General features: G+C 66.7%; 27 protein-coding genes and 1 pseudogene. 7 read left to right on the forward strand and 21 right to left on the reverse strand.

Annotated features, from left to right (window positions below):
- Positions 1-37: 37 nt before the first annotated feature.
- The 4 genes from MELE44368_RS12650 to MELE44368_RS12665 are packed head-to-tail and all read right to left on the reverse strand — an operon-like array spanning position 38 to position 3347.
- Complete coding sequence (locus MELE44368_RS12650; protein WP_128108814.1) at positions 38-1207, reverse strand: amidohydrolase family protein; 1170 nt, start codon at positions 1205-1207, stop codon at positions 38-40.
- A gap of 36 nt (positions 1208-1243) precedes the next feature.
- Positions 1244-2485 carry a cytochrome P450 gene (locus tag MELE44368_RS12655; RefSeq protein ID WP_128108815.1) on the reverse strand — a complete coding sequence of 414 codons (1242 nt, stop codon included), beginning with the start codon at positions 2483-2485 and terminating at the stop codon, positions 1244-1246.
- A 12-nt stretch (positions 2486-2497) separates the two neighbouring features.
- Positions 2498-2692, reverse strand: a complete 195-nt coding sequence (locus MELE44368_RS12660; RefSeq protein WP_128108816.1) for a ferredoxin — start codon at positions 2690-2692, stop codon at positions 2498-2500.
- 1 nt (position 2693) lies between these two features.
- A complete protein-coding gene (locus MELE44368_RS12665; RefSeq protein WP_128108894.1) occupies positions 2694-3347 on the reverse strand; it encodes a TetR/AcrR family transcriptional regulator in 654 nt (217 codons plus the stop codon).
- A gap of 175 nt (positions 3348-3522) precedes the next feature.
- Here MELE44368_RS12665 and MELE44368_RS12670 point away from each other — a divergent pair, with 175 nt between their 5' ends.
- A complete protein-coding gene (locus tag MELE44368_RS12670; RefSeq protein WP_128108817.1) occupies positions 3523-4248 on the forward strand; it encodes an alpha/beta fold hydrolase in 726 nt (241 codons plus the stop codon).
- On the opposite strand, the gene MELE44368_RS12675 is transcribed toward MELE44368_RS12670, so the two are convergent.
- The 10 genes and pseudogenes from MELE44368_RS12675 to MELE44368_RS12720 form a co-directional block, all read right to left on the reverse strand.
- The gene (locus tag MELE44368_RS12675; RefSeq protein ID WP_128108818.1) at positions 4245-5066 is read right to left on the reverse strand and encodes an SDR family NAD(P)-dependent oxidoreductase; all 822 of its coding nucleotides are present in this window, start codon (positions 5064-5066) and stop codon (positions 4245-4247) included. The genes MELE44368_RS12670 and MELE44368_RS12675 overlap by 4 nt on opposite strands.
- Positions 5067-5160: 94 nt before the next feature.
- Positions 5161-6000 (reverse strand): alpha/beta fold hydrolase, encoded by an 840-nt coding sequence (locus tag MELE44368_RS12680; RefSeq protein ID WP_409366119.1) that lies wholly within the window; start codon positions 5998-6000, stop codon positions 5161-5163.
- Positions 6001-6041: 41 nt separating this feature from the next.
- Positions 6042-6149 (reverse strand): annotated as a pseudogene (locus MELE44368_RS12685) (FMN reductase); the annotation flags it as partial.
- Positions 6150-6156: 7 nt separating this feature from the next.
- A complete protein-coding gene (locus tag MELE44368_RS12690) occupies positions 6157-7143 on the reverse strand; it encodes a cyclase family protein (RefSeq protein WP_128108895.1) in 987 nt (328 codons plus the stop codon).
- Between the two features lie 25 nt (positions 7144-7168).
- On the reverse strand, positions 7169-7987 hold the full coding sequence (locus MELE44368_RS12695; protein WP_128108820.1) for a coniferyl-alcohol dehydrogenase: 819 nt from the start codon (positions 7985-7987) through the stop codon (positions 7169-7171).
- A 3-nt stretch (positions 7988-7990) separates the two neighbouring features.
- Positions 7991-9322: an LLM class flavin-dependent oxidoreductase gene (locus tag MELE44368_RS12700; protein WP_128108821.1), complete on the reverse strand. Its 1332-nt coding sequence runs from the start codon at positions 9320-9322 to the stop codon at positions 7991-7993.
- The gene (locus MELE44368_RS12705) at positions 9319-11115 is read right to left on the reverse strand and encodes an FAD-binding protein (protein WP_128108822.1); all 1797 of its coding nucleotides are present in this window, start codon (positions 11113-11115) and stop codon (positions 9319-9321) included. Before MELE44368_RS12705 ends, MELE44368_RS12700 begins: the two co-directional genes overlap by 4 nt.
- On the reverse strand, positions 11108-12052 hold the full coding sequence (locus MELE44368_RS12710; RefSeq protein ID WP_128108823.1) for a 3-carboxyethylcatechol 2,3-dioxygenase: 945 nt from the start codon (positions 12050-12052) through the stop codon (positions 11108-11110). Before MELE44368_RS12710 ends, MELE44368_RS12705 begins: the two co-directional genes overlap by 8 nt.
- Positions 11976-13661, reverse strand: a complete 1686-nt coding sequence (locus MELE44368_RS12715; RefSeq protein WP_128108824.1) for a bifunctional 3-(3-hydroxy-phenyl)propionate/3-hydroxycinnamic acid hydroxylase — start codon at positions 13659-13661, stop codon at positions 11976-11978. Before MELE44368_RS12715 ends, MELE44368_RS12710 begins: the two co-directional genes overlap by 77 nt.
- The gene (locus tag MELE44368_RS12720) at positions 13658-14527 is read right to left on the reverse strand and encodes an alpha/beta fold hydrolase (protein ID WP_128108825.1); all 870 of its coding nucleotides are present in this window, start codon (positions 14525-14527) and stop codon (positions 13658-13660) included. Before MELE44368_RS12720 ends, MELE44368_RS12715 begins: the two co-directional genes overlap by 4 nt.
- 140 nt (positions 14528-14667) lie before the next feature.
- Between MELE44368_RS12720 and MELE44368_RS12725 the strand changes: the two genes are divergently transcribed.
- Positions 14668-15414 (forward strand): IclR family transcriptional regulator, encoded by a 747-nt coding sequence (locus MELE44368_RS12725; RefSeq protein ID WP_241566593.1) that lies wholly within the window; start codon positions 14668-14670, stop codon positions 15412-15414.
- A 28-nt stretch (positions 15415-15442) separates the two neighbouring features.
- Positions 15443-17047 (forward strand): FAD-dependent oxidoreductase, encoded by a 1605-nt coding sequence (locus tag MELE44368_RS12730; protein WP_128108826.1) that lies wholly within the window; start codon positions 15443-15445, stop codon positions 17045-17047.
- On the opposite strand, the gene MELE44368_RS12735 is transcribed toward MELE44368_RS12730, so the two are convergent.
- Genes MELE44368_RS12735 through MELE44368_RS12750 form a run of 4 tightly spaced genes read right to left on the reverse strand, consistent with a single transcriptional unit; the run spans position 17044 to position 19480 of the window.
- Entirely contained in the window at positions 17044-17340 is a 297-nt protein-coding gene (locus MELE44368_RS12735) for a cytochrome C oxidase subunit IV family protein (RefSeq protein WP_409366120.1), read from the reverse strand. The two genes, MELE44368_RS12730 and MELE44368_RS12735, sit on opposite strands and share 4 nt — an antisense overlap.
- Positions 17341-17343: 3 nt before the next feature.
- The gene (locus MELE44368_RS12740; RefSeq protein WP_128108827.1) at positions 17344-17940 is read right to left on the reverse strand and encodes a cytochrome c oxidase subunit 3; all 597 of its coding nucleotides are present in this window, start codon (positions 17938-17940) and stop codon (positions 17344-17346) included.
- On the reverse strand, positions 17937-18776 hold the full coding sequence (locus tag MELE44368_RS12745) for a hypothetical protein (protein WP_409366121.1): 840 nt from the start codon (positions 18774-18776) through the stop codon (positions 17937-17939). Before MELE44368_RS12745 ends, MELE44368_RS12740 begins: the two co-directional genes overlap by 4 nt.
- Positions 18773-19480 carry a hypothetical protein gene (locus MELE44368_RS12750; protein WP_128108828.1) on the reverse strand — a complete coding sequence of 236 codons (708 nt, stop codon included), beginning with the start codon at positions 19478-19480 and terminating at the stop codon, positions 18773-18775. Before MELE44368_RS12750 ends, MELE44368_RS12745 begins: the two co-directional genes overlap by 4 nt.
- 91 nt (positions 19481-19571) lie before the next feature.
- Here MELE44368_RS12750 and MELE44368_RS12755 point away from each other — a divergent pair, with 91 nt between their 5' ends.
- Both MELE44368_RS12755 and MELE44368_RS12760 read left to right on the forward strand, forming a co-directional pair.
- Positions 19572-20162, forward strand: coding sequence for a TetR/AcrR family transcriptional regulator (locus MELE44368_RS12755; RefSeq protein WP_241566598.1), 591 nt, complete (start codon positions 19572-19574; stop codon positions 20160-20162).
- The gene (locus tag MELE44368_RS12760; RefSeq protein WP_128108829.1) at positions 20159-20626 is read left to right on the forward strand and encodes a nuclear transport factor 2 family protein; all 468 of its coding nucleotides are present in this window, start codon (positions 20159-20161) and stop codon (positions 20624-20626) included. The genes MELE44368_RS12755 and MELE44368_RS12760 overlap by 4 nt, the downstream gene beginning before the upstream one ends.
- 3 nt (positions 20627-20629) lie before the next feature.
- Here the strand turns inward: MELE44368_RS12760 and meaB are convergent, their stop codons facing one another.
- Positions 20630-21505, reverse strand: a complete 876-nt coding sequence (gene meaB / locus MELE44368_RS12765) for a methylmalonyl Co-A mutase-associated GTPase MeaB (RefSeq protein ID WP_128108830.1) — start codon at positions 21503-21505, stop codon at positions 20630-20632.
- 12 nt (positions 21506-21517) lie between these two features.
- A complete protein-coding gene (locus MELE44368_RS12770) occupies positions 21518-22669 on the reverse strand; it encodes a thiolase family protein (RefSeq protein WP_128108831.1) in 1152 nt (383 codons plus the stop codon).
- A 76-nt stretch (positions 22670-22745) separates the two neighbouring features.
- On the opposite strand from MELE44368_RS12770, the gene MELE44368_RS12775 reads away from it, so the two are divergent.
- Positions 22746-23510 carry an SDR family NAD(P)-dependent oxidoreductase gene (locus MELE44368_RS12775; protein WP_128108832.1) on the forward strand — a complete coding sequence of 255 codons (765 nt, stop codon included), beginning with the start codon at positions 22746-22748 and terminating at the stop codon, positions 23508-23510.
- Positions 23511-23517: 7 nt separating this feature from the next.
- Positions 23518-24258, forward strand: coding sequence for an SDR family NAD(P)-dependent oxidoreductase (locus MELE44368_RS12780; RefSeq protein WP_164890101.1), 741 nt, complete (start codon positions 23518-23520; stop codon positions 24256-24258).
- Between the two features lie 67 nt (positions 24259-24325).
- Here the strand turns inward: MELE44368_RS12780 and MELE44368_RS12785 are convergent, their stop codons facing one another.
- On the reverse strand, positions 24326-25093 hold the full coding sequence (locus tag MELE44368_RS12785; RefSeq protein WP_128108834.1) for an enoyl-CoA hydratase/isomerase family protein: 768 nt from the start codon (positions 25091-25093) through the stop codon (positions 24326-24328).

Raw genomic sequence — 25093 nt, forward strand, 5'->3', positions numbered from 1 at the left:
GGGATGTCGATCAGCGTGGACTGTGCTGCGAAGGTGGTCACGCGATCCCCAAGAAGTTCTTGATGTTGGTGCTGACGATCTTGACGGCGTCCTCTGGGCCGACCGCGTCGACGACGGTCTGCAGCGACTTCTCCGAGTAGCCGAAGGTGGATTCGTTGTGCGGGTAGTCCGAGGACCACATCACGTGGTCCACGCCGATCTGGTCGATGAGCCGCAGGCCCAGCGGGTCGACCATGAACGACGCGCTCATGTGGTTGTCCCAGTAGTGCCGGATCGGGTGGCTGAGTTCATGGTTGAACATGTGCCGGTAAGAGGCGAGCATGTGCTCAGAGTCCTGCAGCGCCGTGGGCACCCAGGCGATTCCGCCCTCGAACCAGCCGATCTTGAGCTTGGGATGGCGGTCGAGGATGCCGGAGAAGAGGTACTTGGCGAACTGTTCGCGGAACGAGTCCACGTTGACCATCATTCCGACCACGACGCTGTTGTGCTGGCATGGCGTCTTCGGCGGCGTCTCACCGATGTGGTGGCTGACCGGCAGTCCGGCGTCCTCGATCTCGTCCCACACCGCGTCCATGTCGATGCTGCCGTAGTCGTAGATGTTGCCGTCGTCGTCCTTGCCGGGGTTCAAGGGCAGCAGGAAGGTCTTCAGGCCCAGCGACTTCAGCTGTTCCAGCGTGCTCCTGGTCCCCTTGGGGTCCCACCAGTTGATCAGCCCGACACCGTAGAAGTGTCCGTTGCTGCGGTCCTGGAGATCGGCGATGTGCTCGTTGTAGATGCGGAACACCCGCTCACGCAACGCCTTGTCGGGATAGTGGAACAGCGCCAGTACGGCGTTCGGGAAGGCCAACTCCTTGTCGATGCCGTCCTCTTTGAGCTCGCGGACCCGGGCCTCGATATTGTTGGTCGCGGCACCGGCCAGGTCGTCGTACTGCATCAGCACCCGGCCGAAATCGCCACCGGTCCAAGCCTTTCCCTTCATCCCGACCATGTACGCGCCGTCCTCGTACCAGATGCGGGGTGCGGCGCCCTTGAGCTCATCGGGGAAGCGCTCGTAGAAGATGTCGTCGGCCACCGAGATGTGATTGTCGGCCGAGAAGACCTCGGTGCCCTTGGGAAGTCCGCTCACGCATCCCTCTTGGGCGTGGCCCCTGCGGTGCTTGGGCGCGCCGAAACCTTCGGGCGGGTAGAGGGCTGTGGGTGCTGACATCGTTGACACTCCAATCGGGCTGAGAGATGGACCTGACTACCAGGCCACCGGAAGTTCGTAGACGCCGTAGGCGAGGCGGTCGTGTTTGAACGGCACCTCCTCGATCGGCACGGCGAGGCGCAGCGCCGGGATGCGACGCAGCAGGGTGTGGAACACGATCTGCAGTTCGGCGCGAGCCAACTGCTGACCGACACACTGATGCCGACCGTAACCGAAGCCCAGCTGCTGGCCCGCGTCGCGGCTCAAGTCGAGCTTGTCCGGTTCGGGGTAGACGGCGGCATCCCAGTTCGCCGGGGCGAGGTCGAGGATGATGCCCTCGCCGGCCCGGATGGTCTCGCCGGCGATCTCGATGTCCTCGATCGCGACGCGGCGCTGCCCGTTCTGGATGATCGACAGATACCGCATCAGTTCCTCGACCGCGTTGGCGACGAACTTCGGGTCGTCGGAATCCCTCAGCGCCGCAGCCTGTTCGGGGTTCTCCAACAGCGCCAGCACGCCGATGCCGATCATGTTGGCGGTGGTCTCGTGCCCGGCGATCAGCAGCCCGGTGCCCAGCTGCGCGGCCTCCTTGACGCTGATCTCGCCGGCGTTGACGCGCTCGGCGAGGTCGGACACCGCGTCCTCGGCCGGGCTCTCCATCTTCTTCTTGATCAGGTCGATCAAGTACCCCGCGAGGCTCATCGCGCCCTTCTGGCCCTCTTCGGCGGTGGCGTAGCGGGCCAGCCCGACGTTGGCGTGGTGCTGGAAGAACTCGTGGTCTTCGTATGGCACACCGAGCATCTCGCTGATGACGCGCGTCGGCACCGGCAACGCCAGCTTGGCGACGATATCGGCGGGTTGCTCACCGCCAAGGATGTTGTCGATGCACTCGTCGGTCACCGCCTGGATCGCCGGGCGCAGCCCCTCGACCCGCTTGAAGGTGAACGGCTTGGACAGCATCCGGCGGAACCGGGTGTGCTCCTCGGCGTCGGAGGTGAACACCGACCGGGGCCGCTTGTACACGGTCGAGAGCATGTGCTCGTTCCAGTGCGGGAAGCCTTCGCGGCGGTCGTCGACGCTGACCCGTGAGTCGGCGAACAGTTCGCGCGCCACGGCGTGACCGGTGACCAGCCAAGGGGTGGTGCCGTTCCAGATCCGCACGCGGGACAGCGGCCTGGATTCGTTCATCTTGAGCATCTGCGGCGGCGGGGCGAACGGGCACCGCGCGTCACGCTCCATGGGGTACTCCGGGATGTCGGATGCCGTTACGGCCGCGCCGGTGGTCAACGTGTCGGACATAAGCCTCTCTTGTCACTCCTGGATCTGGATGGCTAGTGCAGGGCAGGCGGCCGCGGCCTTGCGAACGTTGTCGGCGTCGCCGCCGTCGGGTGCGGCGTTGAGCAGGACGACGACGCCGTCGTCGTCACGCTGGTCGAAGACGTCGCCGGCGTTGAGGGCGCATTGCCCGGAGGACACACACTTGTCTTGGTCGACGGTGATCTTCATGTCAGAACCGCTCGGTGATCGGCGCGCGCCACAGCCCGACGATCGCGTCGATGAGGCCCGATGCCACCGACCTCCAGTTCGACCGCGCCATGTCGGTGCCCTCGGCGAACGCCCGCTCGAAGTCCGCACAGGTGTGCATCATCAGGTTGCGCACCATGATGTTTCGTTCCGCCACCACGGCCATCGGCAGGTCCGGCAGGCAGCGGGTGATGCCGTCGACGACCCGCTGCAGCGCAGGCGAACCGAGCGCGTCCTTGACGACGACCTTCTGGTAGGCCGGGTCGGCCAGGGCCTGCGCCGCGAACCGCGCGTACCACGTCGGGTTGCCGAGTTGCTCGAGGTGCTCGGTCAGCGAGCACACCAGGCAGGCGATCCAGTCACGCAGCTCCATGGAGTCCGCGGTCTCGGCGACCATCCGTTCGAGCAGCTGCTCGATCGGCACCCGGTGCTTCTGCTCGATCGCGCGCACCAGGTCGAGCTTGGTGCCGAAGTGGTAGCCGACCGCGGCGTTGTTGCCCTGTCCAGCGGCCTCGCTGACCTGGCGGTTCGACACGGCGTACACGCCATGCTCGGCGAACAGGCACTCGGCCGCAGCGAGGATCGCTTCCCGCGTGACGCTGGCGCGCTCGGCGCGAGCACTGCGGACTGTGGTCACGGTCACCAGTCAACCACCGCCATCACCTTAAGTCAAGCGATTGATTTAAATTCGTGTGCGGCCTCTCCGCGACTGTGCCGTTCCGTACGCAACACGCCGCTGTGTGCGTATGAAAGCGCACAATCGCGACGGCGGCGCTGCGCGGACGCACGCGACCGCTTAGAGTCCGGTGCTCGTGGTGGTATCCCGCTTCAGCGACAACGGTGACGTCCGGCTGCACTTCCTCGACTCGGGTGGCGACGACAGGGGCGCGCCGATCGTGTTCGTGCCCGGAATGACTTGCATCGCCGAGGATTACGCCGAAGTCCTGCCGCTTTTCGGCAGGCGGACTGTGGTCGTGGAGCTTCGGGGTCACGGCCGCAGCGATGCGCCGGCCGCCGGATACGACCTGGCGGCGTTGAGCGCCGATGTGGGAGCAGTGGTCGATGCCGTCACCCGCGGACGCGTACACCTGATGACGTTCTCCCGAGGCACGTCGTACACGGTGAAGTGGGCGCTGAGCAATCCCGCGCGGGTCCGATCGCTCGCGATCGGTGACTACATCCCCGAGGAACGGTTGCTGCCGGAGGGCGCGCCGCGTCGCCTGCTCGACGGACGGTGGCGGGGAACATCCGTCCGGGAGCGCCTCGACTACGACGCCGCGATGAAGACGTTTCAATCCGCCCGACCGCGCTCGTTCTGGAAAGAGCTTGCCCGGCTGTGTATTCCGTTGCTGGCGGTGCGCAGCGGCGAGCGCGTTCTGGTCACCGACGAACAGTGGGCGCGCTATCGGCGAGAGTTTCCGGATGCACAGCTGGTCGAGTTCGATGACTCACCGCACGACATCTTCCGTCCGGACCGCCGCAGGTTTCCGCTGCTGGTGCGAGAGCACGCCGAGCGGGCGGACGCTCGGTTCGGTTAGTTCGGTTTCTCGGATTTCGGTTTGCGCACGATGACTTTCCCCGCGACGGCGCCACCGTCGACCGGGAGTACCGTCCCGGTGACGTAGCGCGACCGGTCGGTGGCGAAGTAGAGCGCCGCTTCGGCGACGTCCTCCATCGTGCCCTCCCGCTTGAGCGGGCGGTCGTTGCGCATCTGCTCGCGGATCGCGGCCTCGAACTGCTCGAGCTTTTCGAGGTCCTCCCCCGTGGCCGACTTGCGCACGATCGCGGTGCGGATGTTGCCCGGTGCGATCGCGTTGACGCGGATCTCGTAGTGGGCCAACTCGATTGCCGCCGATTTGGTGAACTGGATGACGGCGGCCTTGGACGCCCGGTAGGTCATGACGCCGCCGCCGGCCTGGATACCGCCGATCGAGGTGAGGTTGATGATCGACCCGCCGCCGTGTTGCGACATGTGCCGGGCGGCGTCGCGGGTGCCTGCCATGACCGCGCGCACGTTGATCCTCATCACGTGGTCGAAGTCGGCCAGGTCGTCGTCGAGGAAGCGGCGGTGCATGGTGCCCGACACGCCCGCGTTGTTGACCATGACGTGCAGGCCGCCGAACCGCTCGATGGCCGTCGACACCAGCCCGCTGACCTGATCGATGTCGGCGACGTCGGCCTCGACGAAGTGCGCGTCGGCCCCGATGTCGGCGGCCAGGGCGGCGCCGGCCTCGCGGTCGATGTCGCCGATCAGGACCTTGGCGCCCTCGGCCGCGAAGCGCCGGGCCAGGCCCTCGCCGAGGCCCGACGCACCGCCGGTGACGACCGCGACCTTGCCGTCCAGCTCCCCCGTCATGACCCTCCTCGTTGATTTCCACCCAAAGGGACGTTTCGCACAGAAAGTGCGAGTAAATCCCGCCAAGACGTCGATCTCGGCGCCAACGGCAGGGTCATGCCGACGCCACCTTGTGCTCGGCCAAGAACTCCAGCAGCAGCCCGTTGACGACATCGGCTTGCTCGATCTGCGGACAATGCCCCGCGGCGTCCACGACGGCCGAGCGGGCGCCGCGGATCTGGCCGGCGATCTCGGCTGCCCAGCCGGCAGGCAGCAGCTTGTCGCCGCCGCCCTCCACCACCAGAGTCGGCACCGCGATGCGTTCGTACGCACGTCTGCTCGACGGCAACGGTGGCGGCTCCAGGCCTGGACGCCGAAACCTCGCCGCCGCCAACGCCTCCCACGCGCCCGGTGCGATGCTGGACTCGTAACGTCGTTGCACGTAGGGCTCGTCGGCGGGATAGGCCGGGCTGAAGAACAGCGCCTCGACGATGCGGCGCATCCCCTCCAGCGTGGCGTCGTAGTCGTAGAGCGCCGCGGAGAACTCGTTGCGTTGGATCTCGCCGCCGCCGCAGATCGTCACCATGCTGCGCACCGGCAGCCGCGGCGATTCCGAGGTGGTGTCGACGAAGAGGTTGACCGCGCCCATCGAGTTGCCGACGAAGTGCGCGGAGTCGACCCCCATCTCCTCGCAGAACCGCGCGATGTGGCGGATCCGCATGCCGCGGCCGTCGTTGAAGTCGACGACCTTGGCCGTCCCGCCGAAGCCGAGCATGTCGGGGGCCAGCACGCGATGGTGCTCGGCCAACGCGGCGATGGTTCTTTCCCAGCCGAGTTCTGCGCTGACGCCGAACTCACCGCCGTGCAGCAGGATCACCGGGTCACCCTGTCCTGCTTCGAGATAGCTCGTGACGAGCCCGTCGACCAGGACGGACTTGCGTTCGTAGGCCGTCACGTCGTTTCCCATGCCGCGCGGGCGAACGTGAGAAGTTGGGCGATCGCCGCCAGGCAGGAGCGAAGCGCTCGCTCGGTCGAGGAGTTGGCCCTCAGCGTTCCGCCGAGGCCCACGACGAACGTCGCCCCGCCGGTTGCAGTTGCGGTCATCGGCTACCTACTTGATCGCGATCGGACTGACGGGTGCGCCGACCGCGCCCACCACCTTCAGCGGCGGGGCGATCAGCTGAAATTCGTAGACTCCGTCGGCGGCGCAGTCGGCGGCCAGGCCGGTGAGATCCCAGTACTCGCCCAGCATCAGGCCCATGTCGCGCAGGCACAGCATGTGCATCGGCAGGAACGTGCCCTGCACGCCGTTGGCCGGGTCGGGGTCTTCCACCATGAGGTTGTCGGCCGCGACGGCCGCCACCTCGTGGTCGTGCAGCCACGACGCGCATGTCCAGTGCAGGCCCGAGCCAGGTTCGCCGCCGTCGCCGGTGGACAGAAACCGCGTCCACCATCCGGTGTGCACGACGACGATGTCACCGCGCCGGATCTGCACCCCTTGTTTGGCCGCGATGTCGTCGAGTTCGGCCGGGGTGATGGGGTTTCCGGGTTCGCAGAACACCTCGGCGCCGCGGTGCGCCACCACGTCGAGCAACACGCCGCGCGAGGTGATGCCTTTCACGTCGACCTTGTCGATGCCGCAGTGGAACGCGCCGAAGCTGGTCACCGAGTCCGCCGGGAAGCCGTTGTAGAGCTTGTCCTCGTAGTAGACGTGGGACAGCGCGTCCCACTGGGTGCCGGCCTGCAGCGGCATCACGATCATGTCGTCGTTGAAGCGGAACGGGTTGTCGGCGAAATATGCGCTGAGCTCGCGAGCGACGGAGTTGCGCAGCCATTGTGGTGCGTACTGGCACAGCGTGTTCGCGTCGCCGCCGTCGACGGTCATCACGTGAATCGGGTTGTGCCGGAACTTGAAAGCGCCCTGCGGACCCGATGAGCCGAAGTCGCCGCCGAGGGAGATCACCTTGCCCTGCCGGACCGTCGCGGCGGCTTCGGCGACCTTCTCGCGGGTGATGAAGTTGAGCGTGCCCAACTCGTCGTCGTCGCCCCACCGTCCCCAGTTGCGAACGTCGTCGGCGACGCGGCGAAAGTCCTTCATGGTGGCCATTACTCGTCCCTCGTACTCATCGTCGCGGTACCGACCCGGCGAGATCGGTCTCGCCGATTGTGCCACCATCCACCCAGATCACCTGACCGGTGATGTAGCTCGCGGCGCGGCTGTTCAGAAACACCAGCACGCTGGCCTGTTCCTCGGGTGTGGCGGTGCGGCCCAGCGGGGTCTGGAAGGAGTCCAGGAACTCCTGGCCGTAGGCGCTGCGCAGCTGGTCGAGGATCGGCGTGTCGGTGACACCCGGCGCGGTGCAGTTGATCCGGATTCCCTTGGCCCCCAACGCTGTGACGTTCGCCATGCCGTACAGGATGATCGCCTCCTTGGACAACCGGTAGCCGCCGCCGTCGGCGAGTGCGCCGGGATGGCCCTTGCACCACTCGATTCCGTCATCGATCGTCGTGGTGGCGACCAGCCCCGCGGTGACGTCGGCGTTCTGCCGGTAGCCCGACGCGGCCAGCGACGACACGTTCGCGATCGCCGACCCGGGCGGCATCGACGGCACCAGCGCCTCGGTGAACTGGCGGGTGCCGAGAAAGTTGATCCGCACCACCCGCAGCGGGTCACCGATGCCCGACGAGACGCCTGCGACGTTGAACAGTGCGTCGACCCGGCCTCCGATCGACGCGACCGCCGCGTCGATCGAGGCCGGATCCGACAGGTCGAGTTCCACGAACTCGCCGGATCGCCCTGTGGGCGGGCGGATGTCGAGGCCGATCACCTCGGCGCCGAGTTCGGCGACCTGGCGGGCGACCCGCTCACCGATGCCCGACGAGCACCCGGTGACCACGACTCGGCGGCCGTCGTAGCGCCACAAGTCGTCAATCGCGGCCATGGGTCAGCGCTGGTCGGCAGCCGGGTTGCGGCTGGTCCACCCTTCTCCTGACTTGAGCTTCTTGGCCGCTTCCTCGATGCCCTCGGTCATCTCGTCCATCGCCAGCGCGACTTCGTTGGCCGTGTAGTTCTGGCGGCCGGTGGGCAGCCCGCCGAACGCGTAGCTCTCGTCGAACACCGGCGCTGTGGACTCGGGCCGCCGGGCCTCCGCCTTCTCGAAGACGGGCTCAAGACGTTTGGCCTTCTCCGCACGGGCCTTTTCGTCCCGCTCGATGAACTCGGGCAGCACCTCCTTGCCCATCAGCTCGATGGACTCCATCGTCTCCTCGTGCCGGCGCGGGGTCAGCAGCAGGATGAGTTCGTCGACCCCGCTCTCCTCGTAGCCGCGTAGGAACTCGCGCACGGTGGCAGGGCTGCCGATGGGTCCGCGGCCGGGGCCGTAGACGATGCTCGGGTCCTTCTCGATCTCCTCGAGGTGGCGCTTCCAGACACCGGTGCGGCCCGGCGTGTGCATACCGGTCATGTAGTAGTGCATGATGCCGAACGCGAAGAATCCGCCGCCCTTGCCGAGCCGCTCGATGGCCTGCTCATCGGTCGGGGCCACCATCATCGACAGATCGCCGCCGATGGCAAGGATGTTCGGGTTCATCTGCGGGGTCACCGGTACGGCGTTCTCCTCGAACTCCTTGTAATATCCGGCGACCCGCTCGGCCAGCGGTCCGGGGCCGGTGTAGGCGAAGCTCAGTGCGCCGAGGCCTTTCTGCGCCGCCATCGCGACCGACGCGGGCCGGGTGCAGGCCACCCATACCGGCGGGTGCGGCTTCTGCCGCGGCTTGGGCACCACGTTGCGCGCCGGCATCTGGACGTGCTGACCCTCGAATCCGGTAAACGGCTCCTCGATCATGCAGCGGATCGACACCTCAAGCGCCTCTTCCCACATGGCGCGCTTGTCGGCGGGATCGATGCCGAATCCACCCAGTTCGCCGACCGACGAGGACTCGCCGGTGCCGAACTCCACGCGGCCGTTCGAGATGAGGTCGAGGGTGGCGACGCGCTCGGCGACGCGGGCCGGGTGGTTGACGACCGGAGGCAGGTGCATGATGCCGAAGCCGAGCCGGATGTTCTTGGTGCGCTGGCTCGCCGCCGACAGGAAGATCTCCGGCGCGGTGGAGTGGCAGTACTCCTCGAGGAAGTGATGCTCGGTGAGCCACACGGTCGAAAAGCCGGCCTTGTCGGCAAGCTCGACCTCGTCGAGGCCGTCTTGGAAAAGCTGGTATTCGTCGTCGTCACTCCACGGCCGCGGCAGCGGGAATTCGTAGAACAGCGAGATCTTCATTTGGTTACCTTTCGATCTTTGTCGACGGTCGAATCGGTCTTGGCTCCTGGCGGGATGCCGGTGCCGGTCGATGAGTTGGCGATGTGTTTGGCCGCCACGTAGCCGAATGTCATTGCGGGCCCGATGGTCGCACCCGCCCCGGCGTAGCTGCGGCCCATCACCGCCGCCGACGTGTTACCCACCACGTAGAGGTTCTTCACGACGCTGTCGTCACCGCGCAGCACCCTGGCGTGCTCGTCGGTGCGCAAACCGCCGGACGTCCCGAGGTCACCGAGGATGATCTGGAACGCGTAGTAGGGCGGTTTACCCAACGGGTGCAGGTTCGGGTTGGGCAGCGTCGGGTCACCGTAGTAGTTGTCGTAGGCGGAATCACCGCGGTTGAAGTCGTCGTCGTGGCCGTTGCGGGCCAGCTCGTTGAACCGTTCCGCGGTCTCGCGCAGCTGTGCCCTCGGGACACCGATCTTGTCTGCCAGTTCTTCCCAACTGGCGGCTTCGTGTACGACGCCGGACTCCAACCACGCTTTGGGTACCTTCCACCCGGTGGGCACCGGCGCGAACGGAATCTTCGGTATCGGCAAATGGCCTGCGACGACATAGCGGTGGAACGAGCGGATGTCGGTGATCAGCCAGCACGGGATGTGGGTGATCCCGGACTCTTGGCCTTCGATCATCGCGTGTGCGAAATCCATGTACGGCGCTGCCTCGTTGATAAACCGCTTGCCGGCGCCGTTGACCACGAACTGCGACGGCATCATCCGTTCGTTGAGCATGAACTGCAACCGGCCGTCCGGCCAGCAGATGGCGGGGAACCACCAGGCCTCGTCGAGCAGTTCGGTGGCCGCACCCACCTTCTCCCCTGCCCGGATCCCATCGCCCATGTTGGCCGGATTGCCGAAGCTCCAGTCTTTCCCCTCGCCGGACAGTTCGCGGACGCGGTCAAGCGCCGGCAAATGCTGTCGTCGCCAATGCATGTCGTGGTCGAAGCCGCCGGCGGCCAGGATCACGCCGCGTCGTGCACCGATCCGCTGCGCGCGGCCGTCACGTTCGATCACCGCACCCGTCACGGCGCCGTCGGCGTCGGTGATCAGTTCGGTCATGGGTGCGTTGAGCCACAGCGGGATGTCCTGCTGCTTGAGGGCCAGCCGCATGCGGGCGGCGAGTGACTGCCCGATCGCGGCCATCCGGTCTCCGAACACCCTCGCCCGGAACATCCGCCAGGCCAGTTTCACCAGCACGGCCTTGCCCCGCCAGTTCTGGCGCACCTGATAGAACAGCCGAAGGTCCTTGGGCGCGAACCAGATCCCCTTCGGTGCCAGCGCCAGTGGCTGCAGCAGGTTCTGCTCTTCGTCCCCGAGCTTGCGCAGGTCGATGCCGGGCACGTTGATGGTGCTGCCCAGTGCGGAGCCGCCGGGCAGTTCCGGATAGTAGTCGGCGTAGCCGGGTTTCCAGACGAACTCGAACCACGGGCTGAGCTTTTCCAGGAACTCCATCATCTCCGGCGCGGAGTGCACGTATTGGCGCAAGCGCTCGTCGCTGACCAGGCCGCCGGTGATCTGCCGCAGGTATTGCACGACGCCGTCCGGATCAGGGTGATAGCCCTCTTTGCGTTGCGACGGCGCCCCCGGCACCCAGATTCCGCCGCCCGACAGCGCGGTGGAGCCACCGAAGTGCGATGACTTCTCCACCACCAGCGTGTCGAGGCCGAACGCGTCGGCGGCCAGCGCGGCGGTCATCCCGCCGCCGCCAGACCCGACGACAAGCACGTCGACCGAGTGGTCGAACAGATCAGACATCGAGCACCGCCGTCCTGACCGCGAAGCCGGCGATCAACTCGGGTGCGGCGCGGTAGAACCGATGCCCGGTCCGGTAGGGCCCGTGCGCGGACAGCGCTGCGAAAGCCGCTACCCAGGTGCGGATCTCGTGCGCGGAGTGACCGGCCTCCCTTTCGATCCAGTCGTTCGACCAACCGTCCACCTCGGCAAGCCGGTTGGCGTCGATCAACTCGAGGAACGCGGCGTCCCAATCCGGGTTGAGCGGCTGTAACGGGCTGTCGCCGTGGGCGAACGTCTGCGCGGCTTCCATCACGGCGACCTGGCGGGCCTGGCGCTGCTCGGCCGTCATCGGCGCACCGTGCACAATGCGCTCCAGCGCCGCGGGCGGGGCGCTCGCCAACGTCGGGACCGGCGGATCATGGGACAGCCCACCGGATCCGACGACCAGCACCCGCTTTCCCAGCGTCGCGAGGTAGGTGCCCACGGCAGCGCCCAGCGCGCGTACCCGCCGCAGCGGCCCCAGCGGGGTGGCGACCGAGTTGATGAAGACGGGAATCACCGGGCGCGCCGTCGCATCGCCGAACAGCTTCTGCAGCGGCTGCACCGTGCCGTGATCGACGTCCATGCTCGCCGAGATCGCGAGGTCGATGCCGGACTCGAGAACCGCTCGGGCACAGTCGTTGGCGATTTCGGCGGGTACGTCGAGCGGGCCGGCGTGGGTGCCGTAGTCGCCCACCCCTTGTGCGGCGGTGCCGATGCAGAAGGGCGGCATCGTCCGGTAGAAGAACCCGTTGTAGTGATCGGGCGAGAAGATGACGACCAGTTCCGGGTCATAGCCCGTGACGAACTGACGCGCGTCTGCCAGTGCCGCTTCGATCTCATCAAGGAGATCCCGCGACGGTCCCGGAAGATTCAGCAGCGGGCTGTGCGACATACAGCACAGAGCCAGTGTTGTCATGGGAACCTGAACCTCCTTCCGGTGTCAGGCGTAAGACGCCGAGGAGCGACTCGCTGGTCTCGGCTGCGCGTTGAGCGATGCAAGCGGCCGCGATGCACCGATCGGGTCGCAGGAACAGCACCGCGTCGGTGTAGGTGTCGAACCAGCCTTTCAGCGTGCCGGTCTTGTCGCCGACCACCACCACATCGGCGTCGTCGTGACCCGGCCAGTGCAGCTGGGTCATCGGCCGCGCCTCGATGAACTTGGCGCCCAGTGCTTTCCAACGGCTGAATGCCTTGTCGCCGAGCACGGCCCGTAAGTTGTTGCTCCAGCACAACACCGCGAAACCCGGGCCGAGCACGTCGTCGAGCAGCACATTCTGCTGGTCGCGAGTGTCGACGCGGGGTTGGATGAACAGGGTGCCCGTCGGGGAGTTCTCCGCTTGGTGCGGAGCGTGGAACACCGCGCCCTGCTGGTACCGAGGCATCGGCTTGAACCTCATCTCGAGCACGTAGCGCTTGAGCGCGGGCAGCACCGACGCGGCGTGGATGAGGCGATCGCGCAGGCCTGCCACCCGCGGGTTCGTCGGCGAGATCACCCGGCCCACCATCGTGGACAGATCGATCATCGCCCTGGCGTGCTTACGGCGCTCGACGTCGTAGGTGTCGAGCAGCGCGTCGTCGGCCTGCCCGGTCACCACCGCGGCCAGCTTCCATCCGAGGTTGGCCGCGTCGCGGATTCCGCTGTTGTAGCCCTGCCCCTGCCAGACCGGCATGAGGTGCGCCGCATCCCCGGCCAACAGCAGTCGGCCCTTTCGGAACGACCCCGCGATGCGGGAGTGGTGTGTGTACACCCGGTGCCGGATGATGTCGACCCGGTCGGGGTACGGAACCCGTTGTGCCAACATGCGTCTGACGAACACCGGATCGTCGGCCTGCTCGTCGGTCTCGTCGGGGTGGATCATGAACTCGAAACGCCGGATGCCGTGCGCGATGGAGATCGAGACGTAGGGCCGGGCCGGGTCGGCGCCCACCTCGCTGTTCGGGTGACCGAGCGGGTCGTTGGCGACGTCCACGACCAGCCATCGGGTCGATGATGTGGTGCCGTCGAACGACACACCCATCAGCCGGCGCGTCGCGCTGCGGCCGCCGTCGCACCCGACCACGTAGCGGGCGTGTACATCGTCCTGCCCCCCGGCGAACTTCACCGTGACACCATCGTCGGTTTCGGCACAGGTCTGCATCTGGTGCCCGAACCGAACATCGACGTGGTCGAAACGTGCCAGCCCGCCGAACAATTCGGCGTCGACCATCGGTTGGACGAAGCCGTTGCGCTTGGGCCACCCGAACCGGGCGTCGGGCGGGGCCATCTCGGCCAGCAGCCGCCGCTTGGCATCGAAGAACCGCAGAATCTGGTTCGGCACGGTGTGCGGCAGCACCCGGTCGACCAGACCGATCGACTGGAAGGTGCGAAGCGCCTCGTCGTCGAGACCGACACCGCGGGGATAGTCGATGAGCGTGTCGCGCTCCTCGACGACGAGCGTTCGAACGCCCTGCAGCCCAAGGATGTTGGCGAGCGTCAGGCCCGAGGGGCCGGCGCCGACGATGACGACATCCACCTGCTCGGTCATCCCTGCCGCCCCAGAAGGAAGTCGAGGTGCAGGCGGTTGAAGGCCTTGGGGTCTTCGTATTGCGGCCAGTGTCCACAGCCGGGTATCAACTCGAACCGCGCGCCGGGGATCATCGAGGCGATGCGCCGCCCCTCGGCGACGTCAGCCGTCGGATCGTCGCTCGTCCACACCACCATCGTCGGCGCGGTGATCGACCCGTACTCAGCGGGCCCGAGCAGGTTGCGCGCACGGATCTCCGGATCCTGCAGCGCCATGATGTCTTTCATCGCCGCGACGAACCCCGGTTGCCGGTACACGCGTTGCCGGCTCGCGACGATGTCGTCGTAACCCTTGGATTTGTCGGCCATCAACCATTTGATGCGGGCCTGCACGGTCTCCCAGGTCGGGTTCTCCGCCGCGGCCATCGACAACGTGATGATGCGCTTCATCACCTCGGGGTCGGCTTGTGAGCCGCCGGCGGTGTTGAGCACCAGCTTGTCGATGCGCTCGGGGCGATCGACCGCCGCCCTGGCGGCCACCCAACCGCCGAGGGACTCACCGCTGATGTGGGCCCGCTCGGCGCCGATGGCGTCCAGCACCGCGATCAGATGGTCCACATAGTGGTGGACCTCGAGCGGATGCCCGGGCTTGTCGGTGTACCCGTGACCGAGCATGTCGATCGACCATGTCGAGAAGTGCTCGGCGTGCGCTTCGAGGTTTCGGACGTAGGCCTCGGCGTGCCCGCCAGAGCCGTGCAAAAACACCACCGCGGGCTTGCCGGGATCGCCCGCGTGCAGATAACGGGTGCGAACTCCCGCGGCGTCGAGGTAGCCCTGCGAGAACGGGACGCCCTGAAGATCGCTCCAGATGCTCTCGAACTCCGACACGCGCGGCCCTCTCTCGGAGAGAATCGAATTCTCGTGATTTGTAAGCACTTTGCTCATTTATCGCACATCTACGTGCACTATAGTCAGAGCATCACTCTCACGAGTGGCGAATGTCAAGGGAAACCCAGGAGGGGGCCGTAATGGCGCCGGGTCAGGGCGAAGCCCGACAAAAGCACGGGGACAGCCGCAAGGCTGAGCCCGGTTCCGGTGTGCCCAATGGCGCCCCCGGATCACAGACATTGGCCCGCGGGTTGGCCGCGTTGCAGTTGGTCGCGACGGCACGGGCCGGGCTGACCGCGCAGGAGGTCGCCGACAGCATCGGCGTGCACCGGACGATCGTGTACCGGCTGCTTTCGACGCTGTCGCAATTCCGGCTGGTGGCCAAGGGCGAGGACGGGCGCTATCGCGGGGCCGCCGGGCTGGCCGTACTGGGGGCGTCCTTCGACAACAACCTGCGCCAACTCTGCCTGCCGACGCTTCGCGCGCTGGCCGACGAACTCGGCAGCACCGTGTCGTTGCTGGTCGCCGAGGGCGACCAGCAGGTCGCGATCGCGGTGATCGTGCCGACCACCGTCTTCTACCAGCTGTCGTTCCACGAGGGCAGTCGCTATCCGCTCGATCGCGGAGCCGCGGGGATCGCGCTGCTGGCCAGCATGCCGCCGCGTCCGGGGGAACGCGACCTCGTTCCGTTGGCCCGGCAGCAGGGCTGGGTGATCACCCACGGTGAGGTGGAACCCAACACGTACGGGCTGGCCGTTCCGGTCCGGCGGCAGCCGCCGTCGCCGCCCACCTGCATCAACCTCATCTCTCATCGCGAGGATGTCGTGATCGGCGGGAAGGACGCCGTTGTCAGGGCGGCCAACGAACTATCCGCGATTCTCCGGTGAGGACCGCGGCAGCCGAAAGGAGCTACCGATGACGGATTGGGACCGTGACGCCGACGTGGTCGTCCTCGGCAGTGGCGCCGCGGGACTGACGTCGGCGCTCACCGCTGCGGCCAACGGCGCGTCGGTCGAGGTCTACGAGAAAGCGACGACGGTCGGTGGTACGACGGCGGTTTCCGGTGGCATTCTTTGGATTCCGGCGCATTCCCGGTCTGCCGACGGTGAGCTGACCGTCGATGACGCGATGGCCTACCTGCGGGCGCAGTCGCTGGGGTACATGGACGACGAGTTGGTGGAGACGTTCGTCCGCACCGGTCCGGAGATGCTGGACTTCGTCGAGAACAACAGCGAGCTGCGCTTCGAGATCGCCGAGGGATTCCCAGATTACAAGCCGGAGCTGCCCGGCGGCCGTCCCGGCGGCGGACGCTCGCTGAACGCCAAACCGTTCGACTTGTCGCGGCTGGGACAGTGGCGTGACCGCATCACGTCGTTTCCCGCGGACTTCAGCAACGTCGGAATCGACGCCGAAACCCGGGCCCGGATCCACGCATCGGTGGACGACGACTCGGGCGACTACTGCGTGGCGGGCACGGCACTGATCGCAGGCCTGCTCAAGGGGCTGCTCGACCGCGGTGTGGCGCCGCAGACCAACGCCAGGGCCGTCGAGCTCGTCTCCGACGCACTGGGTATCACTGGCGTGCGAATCATCCAGGACGGCAGGGAGATCCGCGTGCGTGCCCGCCGCGGCGTCGTGCTGGGCACCGGCGGTTTCGAGTGGGACCCGAAGCTGGTCGAGGCATACCTGCGCGGGCCGATGCGGGGCGCGGTGTCACCGCCGAACAACACCGGCGACGGCCTGCGCATGGCGATGGCCCACGGGGCGGACCTGGCCAACATGGGCGAGGCCTGGTGGGTGCCGATCGTGCAGTTGCCCGGCGACACGTACCAGGGACATCCCCGCAGCCGAAGTGTCCGGCTGGAGCGCACCCGGCCGAGAAGCATCATCGTCAACCGCGCGGGCAAGCGCTTTCTCAACGAGGCGGGCGAGTACAACTCGATGGCGGGACCGTTCCACTACCTCGACCCGAAACATGGCTACGCCAACGACCCAGCCTGGATCGTGTTCGACTCGCAGCATCTCAAGCGGTACGGCTTCCTCGGCATCGAGCCGGGCGGACAGGCGCCGGACTGGTTTTCGCCGTCGGCCGACCTGCCCGAGCTCGAGGCCAAGACCGGTATCGACGCCGAGGGTCTGGCCCGCACGCTTCGCGCATGGAACGACAGCGTCGCCCAGGAGGCCGATCCTGAGTTCGGCCGCGGGTCAAGTGCTTACGACGGGTACTGGGGTGACGACAAGGCTACGACGGCGGGGGGCAAGACGCTGGGCCCCATCGACACGCCACCCTATTACGCGGTGCCCGTGTCGATCGGGGCGATGGGCACCAAGGGCGGTCCGCGTACCGACCGCGACGGCCGGGTGCTGCACGTCAGCGGCGCGACGATACCGGGGTTGTTCGCCGCCGGGAACGCGATGGCCGGAGCAACGGGCAAGGCGTACGGCGGTGCCGGCGGAACCATCGGTCCCGCAATGGTGTTCGGGTATCGCGCGGGCTTGGCGGTCTCGGCGCGGCCCTAGCCGGCGACCGCCGAGCCGACGAAGTAGCTGCCCAGCAGACAAGCGCCGATCAGGACGACCCACCCGTCGGTGAGACGGCACAGGAACGCCGGGGCATGGCGTACTTCCATGAACTCGCGAAAGATGATGCGCACCTTGACGAGCGCGATGATGATGGCGCCGGCCGTGACGACGGCGCTGGCCTTCAGTGTTCCGTCCTCGTCGACCGAGTGATCCATCCAGACGTAGATCATCGTCATGGCCGTCAGAATCAGCCAGACGTTGAGCAGCCGGTTTTTGAACAGAACGCGCACGGGTCACCTCAAGACATAGAGCATGGCGAAGATCAGGACCCACAGAAAGTCGACTGTGTGCCAGTAGGTCGCCCCGGTTTCGATGAGCTGCTGGGACCGCCGGCCGGGGCTGCGCAACTGATAGACGACGACGCCCAGCACGATGAAGCCGATCAGTACGTGGATGCAGTGGATCGAGGTCAGAAAGAAATAGTGCTCGAAGAACTCGTCGCTGGTGAACGTGTTTCCCATGGCGATCTCTTTGATCCATTCCAGGACTTTGGATCCCAGGAACACCATGCCGAAGAAGATGGTCGCGTAGGCACTGATCAACGCCGTCCGGTAGGCGCCGGCACGGGCCGCTTGGACGCACCGTGCGATCGCCCAGGAACTCAACAGCAAGGCGATGGTGTTGAAGACCCCGAAACGCAGGTCCAGGTCTGCCTGCGACTGAAGATAGAGTTCCTCGTTCTGGGTGCGAGAGACCAGATACACCGAGAAATAGCCGGTGAAGAGCATCGACTCGAACAGGACGAACACCCACATGTCCGGCTGCCCCGGCACGGCCCGCCTCGGCGGTGCCGTCAGGCGCGGCGGCTTGGAATCGGCGACGTCGGTCATCGAATCACCCCAACGGTCGCCGTCTGCTCACGGGCGTCCCTGCCCGGTAGGTCGGGCAGCGCGCCGGTGCCGAAGTCCTCGCGTTCGATCATCTTGCGCAGCAACACGATGAAGACTGCGGTGTAGGTGACGAACACCACCATGTTGATCCACCAAGCGATCGCGCCGTTCCAGGCGAACACGCCGCGTTGGAAGATCCATGCGGGTGCGACGACAACTTCGGTGAGCGCGTTGCAGAGGCCCAGATAGGCGAACCACTTCGGAAACACGCCGTTCTTGTCGAGCAGGATCGCTATCAGCCAGACAACCGATCCGATCAGGAAGACTCCCATGGTGCCGCTGAACGACAGGAACGCGAAATCGTAAAGCCATTGGATCAGTGCCGGATCCCGATCGGGCCGATAGGCGGCGACAGTCATCGCGATGGCCATCACGAGCATGCCGGGTATGGCGCTGAGCGCATACATGGCCAGGTACGAATAACCGAAGATGGGGCTGACCGACATGCGCCGCATCGAGTAGGCAAGCAGAGCGTTCATCGGCGCACACATGCCCGTGATCAAGAAGACGACGCCGAACCCGGCGAGGATGCCGAGATGACGCTCGCTGAACCACTGGACGACCAACGGGGTGTCCCATGCCGGGCTCGGCGGCGGCTGCACGCGGGTGACGAGAAAGAACAGCACACCGTAGAGCTGGTAGAACACGACCATCACCCACCACGCGAACCACAGCTCGCGTTTCGGGTGGTGGCGGAAGTTCCAGAGAAAGCGGCTCACCGACGACCCGGCGGGCGGCTGCGGCATCGTGGCCTGCTCGGTGGTGGATGCGCTCATGCGGCCACTCGGTGCTGGGCACGTTGGCGCCGGATCGTCTGGCCGAGAACGACTCCCATCACCACGATCCACATCCCGATCGCGGTGTTCTTGACCCAGAACGACAACAACCCGTCCCAGGCGATCGGCCCGTCGAACGACAGCGCGGTGAACGCCGCGGGCATCAGCGCGACGGCGACGAGGATGTTGAAGTGCGCGACCCACGGTTTGAACACGGGCTGTTCCTGGTGATCCCAGTAGATCGCCAGCGCCAGCAGCAGGCACTGGGCGATCATGTACGGCACCAGGATGGTGAAGGTGATCCACGCGAGATCGTTGAACAACTGGGTGAGTTCTGGTGCGCGCTCAGGCCGAAAGGCTCCGAGAAGCCAGAACATGTTGGCGATGAGAAAAAGTGTGGGAGGGCCTGCGGCGCAGGCAAGCAGGCTGTAGGACAAGATCGGCGTGCGATGCGCCATGCGGCGCACCTGCATCACCAGCAGCATGACGATGGGGATCAGCCCGACGCCGAACCAGTTGAACAAGATCATGCTGTAGCGGATCCGTGCGGTCTCGTCGCGGTAGAACGCGGCGACCTCCTGCACGGGCATCGTCGGCGACATCGGCTGCACGAAGCCGGGAAAGAGGAAGAACGCGGATATCCAGATGACTGCCACCGCAGGCAGAGTCCAAAAGAGGATCAGCTCCCCATCGGTCTTTCTCATCGTCGGATTCCTCTCCGATTCCGTGGTTGCCGATCGGCAACTTGCAACGGTAGCCGATCGGCTACTCGACGGTCAATCCTGGGCTACCCTCATCGCTGTGACATCCATCCAGAAAAGTCCCGTGTTCAGTGCGATCACGCGCACCGCCGCTCAGACCCGCGTCATGGATGCAGCACTGAAGCTGATCGCCGAGCACGGGGTGAGCGGCACGTCGCTGCAGATGATCGCCGACCAGATGGGTGTGACGAAGGCGGCCGTCTACCGGCAGTTCAAGACCAAGGAAGAGATCGTCATCGCGATCACCGAACGCGAGATGGCCACGCTGGAGGACGCGCTGGAAGCCGCAGAGGCCGAGGGGCACGGGCCGCGCGCGCGTGATGTGTTGCTGGACCGGATGATCGACCAGGCCATCGAACGCCGCGGCATCGTCAGCGCGCTGCAGTTCGACCCCGTCATCATCAGGCTGCAGGCCGAATACGAACCGTTTCAGCGGTTCATCGAACGACTCTATGCGGCCCTGCTCGGTAAGGAGGCCGGCGTCGAAGCGCGGTTGCACGCGGCGATGCTCTCGAGCGCGATCAGCGTCGCCGTCATGCACCCCCTCCTGGCCGACCTGGACGGCGAGACGTTGCGCACACAGTTGAAACAGATGACCCGTCGGATGCTGGGGATCCCCGAATGACCGCCGACGCCGTGGCGGACGAGCACGCGATCCGCACTCTTGTCCACCGGTATGCCGATGCCGCCTCCCGCCGCGATCCGGCCGGGGTCGCAGGGACTTTCACGGTTGGGGGGGTCTGGCAGTCGCCGGACTTGGGAGAGTACAGGGGCCGCGACTCGATGCTGGAATTCTTCACCTCGATGCTCAGCGGCTGGAACGTCTTCCTCCAGGGTCTGATGTCCGGTGTGGTCGCCCTCGACCCGGCCGATCCCGATCGGGCGATCGGTCGCTGGTTCGTCCAGGAGATCGGCCAGCGCAGCGAGGGCACCCGCCTGAACATTTCGGGTGTGTACCACGACGAGTACACGCGGCAGGGCGGCGCCTGGCTCATCACGCGCCGCCGCTACGACGCGCTGCTGAGAAACGCGGACGGCACGGTGACCGCGATGCCGTTCCCCACGGACGTGCCGACGATCGGCGAGTAGGCGCTATCGCTCGACGGCCAGGCCGAACAACCGCTCGGCCGCGGTATACGCGTCGTCGCTGCCGTCGGCGACGGACCGCGCAAGCCGGTCCAGGTCCGGATGGTTACGCAGCAGGGTCTGCGCGAGCGACAGGATCTGGGCGCGAGCCCGCGCGGTGCGTCGCCCGGGATTGTCCGCACGATGATGCGCCTCGATGGCCTCGACCAACTCCGCGATCCCCTGCCCCTGGGTCGCAACGATTTTCAGGATCGGCACGCTGGTCTCGCCGCGCAGGTCACGGACAGTTTGATCGGCACCTTCGCGGTCCGCCTTGTTGATGACCACGATGTCGGCGACTTCCAGCACCCCCGCCTTAGCGGCCTGAACGGCGTCACCGCCACCGGGATTGAGGATGACGATCGTCGGGTCGGCGACGGCTGCGATCTCGATCTCCGACTGCCCGACACCGACGGTCTCCAGCACGATCAGGTCGTAGGACAGCGCGGCGAGCAACCTGATTGCCGCGGGCACCGCGGCGGCCAATCCACCGAGGTGACCGCGGGCGGCCACCGAGCGGATGAGCACGTCGGAATCGTTGATATGCGCGGCCATTCGGATCCGGTCGCCCAGCAGCGCACCGCCGCTGTACGGCGACGACGGGTCGACGGCGAGCACCGCCACCCTCATGCCCTTCTCCCGGTAGGCACCGACGAGCACGCCCACCATCGTCGACTTACCGGCGCCCGGCGGGCCGGTGACGCCCACGATACGTGGCGGGGTTACCGCGCCGAGCGCGTCGAGAACCTCGTTGCGGCGGGAACTTTCGACCAGGCTCAGCAGGCGCCCGGCGGCCCTGGTGGAGCCGCTGCGCGCCGCCGCAATGAGCTCGTCGATGGTCATCGCTTCCGCAGTCTACGGGGCCGGGACCTCGATCACCGTAGCCGATCCCATCCCGCCGCCCGCGCACATCGCGGCCACGCCGACCCCACCGCCGCGCCTGCGCAACTCGTGCACGAGCGTGACGAGCATCCGCGCGCCGGTGGCGGCCACCGGATGGCCGAGCGAGCACCCGCTGCCGCTGACGTTGACGCGTTCGGGGTCGATGTCGAGCAGCTTGATGGTCGCCACACACATCGACGCGAACGCCTCGTTGATCTCGAACACATCGACATCGGAGAGGGAAACCCGGGCCCGCGCAAGCGCTTTCGGAATCGCCTCCACCGGAGCCAGCCCGGTCGATGCCGGGTCGACCCCCACCGAAACCCACGAGCGCACGGTGGCCAGAGCCGGCAGCCCGAGGCGATCACTCGCGATCCCCAGCACCGCGGCGCCGTCGTTCGCACCACATGCGTTACCGGCAGTGATGGAGAAACCCTCGATCTCGGGATGCAAGGGCTTGAGCGCGGCCAGCTTCTCGAGGCTGGTGTCGCGGCGGGGATGCTCGTCGGTGTCGAACAGGCCGTGCGGCGTCTCGATCGGCACGATCTCGTGCTTGAACCGGCCTTCGTCGATCGCCGCGATCGCCTTGCGGTGCGAGCCCAGTGCCCACTCGTCCATCTCGGCGCGGCTCACCCCGGCCTTGACCGCGGCGTTCCAGCCCACGGTGATCGACATGTCCATGTTCGGCGCGTCCGGCCGGTCCGGATGCGTGGGTGGAAACCAGTCGACCCAGTCCTGCTCGTCCCCCTCGCCGGCTCGGCGCTTGAACCGCGGTGACGTGGACGCGGAGTTGACCCCGCCGGCGATGACGAGCTGGTCCATCCCCGCGCGAATGCTGGCCGCCGCGGCCTGCACCGCGGCCTGCCCCGCCGCGCAGTGCCGGTTCACGGCAAGCCCCGGGACCGCGGTCAACCCCGCGGTGATCGCCGCATGCCGGGCCACGACACCGCCGCCGTACAGGCCCTCACCGAGCACCACGTCGTCGACCTGATGCGAACCCAGATCGCCGACCGCGGCACCCACCACGTGCTCGGCGAGCCGATAGGCGTCGGTGTCGCGAAGCGTGCCCTTCATGGCGGTGCCGATGGGCGTGCGAAGCGCCGAAACGATCACGGCTTCAGGCATGGTGTCTCCGTTCCAAACGAGGGCGAGAATGTTATTCTCTCAGTTCGAGAGTGCCAGTTGCAAGAAGGGGAACCATATGCAAATCGCAGGTAACGCCGCGATCGTGGTCGGCGGTGCAGGCGGCCTTGGCGAGGCAACGGTTCGGCGCCTGCAGGGCGCGGGGGCCAAAGTCGTGGTCGCCGACCTCGCCGACGACAAGGGCAAGGCGCTCGAAAACGAACTCGGCGTGCGCTACGTGCCCACCGACGCCACCTCCGAGGAGTCGGTGCTCGCGGCGATCGCCGAGGCGGAGGCCCTCGGGCCGCTGCGCATCGCGGTCGACACCCACGGCGGCCCCGCCGGCGGTGGGCGGCTGGTCGGCAAGGACGGCGCCCCGCTGGGACTCGACGCCTTCGAGACGACCATCAAGTACTACCTGACCGCGGTGTTCAACGTCATGCGGCTGAGCGCGGCGGCGATCGGCAGGACCGAGCCCCTGGAGGAGGGCGGCCGAGGCGTCATCGTGAACACCGCGTCGATCGCCGGCTACGAAGGCCAGATCGGGCAGCTGCCCTACGCCGCCGCCAAGGGCGGTGTCATCGGCATGACGCTCAACGCGGCCCGCGACCTGTCGCCGCTGGGCATCCGCGTCGTCACCATCGCGCCGGGCACCATCAACACGCCCGCCTACGGCCAGGCGGCCGACCAGCTCGAGCAGTACTGGGGTCCACAGGTGCCGTTCCCCAAGCGAATGGGCCGGTCGACGGAGTACGCGCAGCTGGCGCAGAGCATCGTCGAAAACGACTACCTCAACGGCGAGATCATTCGCCTCGATGGAGCGTTGCGGTTCCCCCCGAAGTGATCCGGCAGTGACGCTGACGGGCAAGGTCGCGTTCGTCGCAGGTGCCAGCCGCGGCATCGGTGCGACGGTGGCGGCCGCGCTCGCCCGGGAAGGTGCGGCGGTCGCCGTCGCCGCGCGTTCGGAACAAGAGGGCAAGGTGCCCGGGACCATTCACGCTGTCGCCGAACGCATCACGTCAGCCGGTGGACGTGCGTTACCGGTGCAATGCGATGTCACCAGCGAAGAGTCGGTCCAGAATGCGGTCACAGCAACGGTTTCGGAGTTCGGCGGGATCGACGTGTTGATCGCCAACGCGGGTGTGCTGTGGCTGGGACCGATCGAGTCGACACCGCTCAAGCGCTGGCAGCTGTGCCTCAACGTGAACCTGACCGGTGTGTTCCTGGTGACCAGGGCCGTCATTCCGCACGTGCGCGCCCGCGGCGGCGGTTCGCTGATCGCGATCACCACCACCGGCGTCGACATGATCGAGCACGGCTCCAACGCCTACTGGGTGTCCAAGGCGGCCGTCGAACGGTTATATCTGGGGCTGGCCACCGATCTGCGGCCGGACAACATCGCCGTGAACTGTCTGTCCCCCTCGCGGGTGGTGTTGACCGAAGGATGGCAGGCCGGCGCCGGCGGTATGCAGGTGCCGCCCGAGATGGTCGAGCCGCCGGAGGCGATGGCCAACGCGGCGGTGCGACTGGCCGGCCAGGACGCCCGCGGCATCACCGGCACGATCCAGCGCTCCGAAGCCCTCACCTTCTAGCGCGAAATAGCATTCCAGGCGGTGATTTCGCCAAAGCAACGACCTGGAATGCTATTTCGGCGGCGGATCAGTTCTTCTTGTCGATCAGCCCGTCGACGATCTTGTTGAAATCGGCGGTACCGAACGACACGTATTCCGCGAGGTTCGCGTAATCCAGCGATGCCAGCACAGCCTTCTCCAGCTGCAAGTTCATCAGACGCTTTGTCGCCTCCACGGCTTGCTGCGGAAGCTCGATGAGCTTCTTGGCGCACGCGACGGCCTCGGCCAGCGGGTCCTCGACCACGTGATTGGCCAATCCGAGTTCGACAGCGCGCTGGGCCTTGATCCGCACACCGGTGAGCGCGAACTCCTTGGCCTGCAGCAGGCTGATCTGTGAACCCCACACCAGCGGACCACCGTCGGCCGCGACCAGCCCGATAGTGACGTGCGGGTCGGCGAAGAACGCGTGTTCGGCGATGTAGACGACATCCGAAAGCGCCGCGAGGCTGCAACCCAGTCCGACGGCCGGGCCGTTGACGGCGGCGACCACCGGGATACGGCAGCGCACCATCCCGATCACGATGTCGCGACCGTGCTTGATCGTCTTCTGGCGCAACGCTTCGTCGTTGCGCAACTCGTCGAGGTAATTGAAGTCACCACCCGCCGAGAATGCCCTTCCGGCACCGGTGATCACCGCCGCGCGCGCGTCGGCGTCCTCGTTGAGCGCGTCCCAGAGCCGCGCCAGCCCGACGTGCAGGGCGTCGTTGACCGCGTTCAGGTCATCGGGCCGGTTCAGCGTGATGATGCGCAGTGCGCCGTCGGCTTGAACGTCGATTTCCGGTGGCAGGTCGTACAA

Origin of the sequence: Mycolicibacterium elephantis DSM 44368, from assembly GCF_004014805.1 — a bacterium.
Lineage (GTDB): Bacteria > Actinomycetota > Actinomycetes > Mycobacteriales > Mycobacteriaceae > Mycobacterium > Mycobacterium elephantis.

What these genes read in the sequence shown, in the direction of transcription:
- MELE44368_RS12650 (WP_128108814.1), bottom strand. Translation starts at nt 1,207, where the DNA reads ATGTCAGCACCCACAGCCCTCTACCCGCCCGAAGGTTTCGGCGCGCCC.
- MELE44368_RS12655 (WP_128108815.1), bottom strand. Translation starts at nt 2,485, where the DNA reads ATGTCCGACACGTTGACCACCGGCGCGGCCGTAACGGCATCCGACATC.
- MELE44368_RS12660 (WP_128108816.1), bottom strand. Translation starts at nt 2,692, where the DNA reads ATGAAGATCACCGTCGACCAAGACAAGTGTGTGTCCTCCGGGCAATGC.
- MELE44368_RS12675 (WP_128108818.1), bottom strand. Translation starts at nt 5,066, where the DNA reads ATGACGGGGGAGCTGGACGGCAAGGTCGCGGTCGTCACCGGCGGTGCG.
- MELE44368_RS12690 (WP_128108895.1), bottom strand. Translation starts at nt 7,143, where the DNA reads ATGAAGGACTTTCGCCGCGTCGCCGACGACGTTCGCAACTGGGGACGG.
- MELE44368_RS12695 (WP_128108820.1), bottom strand. Translation starts at nt 7,987, where the DNA reads ATGGCCGCGATTGACGACTTGTGGCGCTACGACGGCCGCCGAGTCGTG.
- MELE44368_RS12700 (WP_128108821.1), bottom strand. Translation starts at nt 9,322, where the DNA reads ATGAAGATCTCGCTGTTCTACGAATTCCCGCTGCCGCGGCCGTGGAGT.
- MELE44368_RS12705 (WP_128108822.1), bottom strand. Translation starts at nt 11,115, where the DNA reads ATGTCTGATCTGTTCGACCACTCGGTCGACGTGCTTGTCGTCGGGTCT.
- MELE44368_RS12710 (WP_128108823.1), bottom strand. Translation starts at nt 12,052, where the DNA reads ATGACAACACTGGCTCTGTGCTGTATGTCGCACAGCCCGCTGCTGAAT.
- MELE44368_RS12715 (WP_128108824.1), bottom strand. Translation starts at nt 13,661, where the DNA reads ATGACCGAGCAGGTGGATGTCGTCATCGTCGGCGCCGGCCCCTCGGGC.
- MELE44368_RS12725 (WP_241566593.1), top strand. Translation starts at nt 14,668, where the DNA reads ATGGCGCCGGGTCAGGGCGAAGCCCGACAAAAGCACGGGGACAGCCGC.
- MELE44368_RS12730 (WP_128108826.1), top strand. Translation starts at nt 15,443, where the DNA reads ATGACGGATTGGGACCGTGACGCCGACGTGGTCGTCCTCGGCAGTGGC.
- MELE44368_RS12740 (WP_128108827.1), bottom strand. Translation starts at nt 17,940, where the DNA reads ATGACCGACGTCGCCGATTCCAAGCCGCCGCGCCTGACGGCACCGCCG.
- MELE44368_RS12745 (WP_409366121.1), bottom strand. Translation starts at nt 18,776, where the DNA reads ATGAGCGCATCCACCACCGAGCAGGCCACGATGCCGCAGCCGCCCGCC.
- MELE44368_RS12750 (WP_128108828.1), bottom strand. Translation starts at nt 19,480, where the DNA reads ATGAGAAAGACCGATGGGGAGCTGATCCTCTTTTGGACTCTGCCTGCG.
- MELE44368_RS12760 (WP_128108829.1), top strand. Translation starts at nt 20,159, where the DNA reads ATGACCGCCGACGCCGTGGCGGACGAGCACGCGATCCGCACTCTTGTC.
- meaB (WP_128108830.1), bottom strand. Translation starts at nt 21,505, where the DNA reads ATGACCATCGACGAGCTCATTGCGGCGGCGCGCAGCGGCTCCACCAGG.
- MELE44368_RS12770 (WP_128108831.1), bottom strand. Translation starts at nt 22,669, where the DNA reads ATGCCTGAAGCCGTGATCGTTTCGGCGCTTCGCACGCCCATCGGCACC.
- MELE44368_RS12775 (WP_128108832.1), top strand. Translation starts at nt 22,746, where the DNA reads ATGCAAATCGCAGGTAACGCCGCGATCGTGGTCGGCGGTGCAGGCGGC.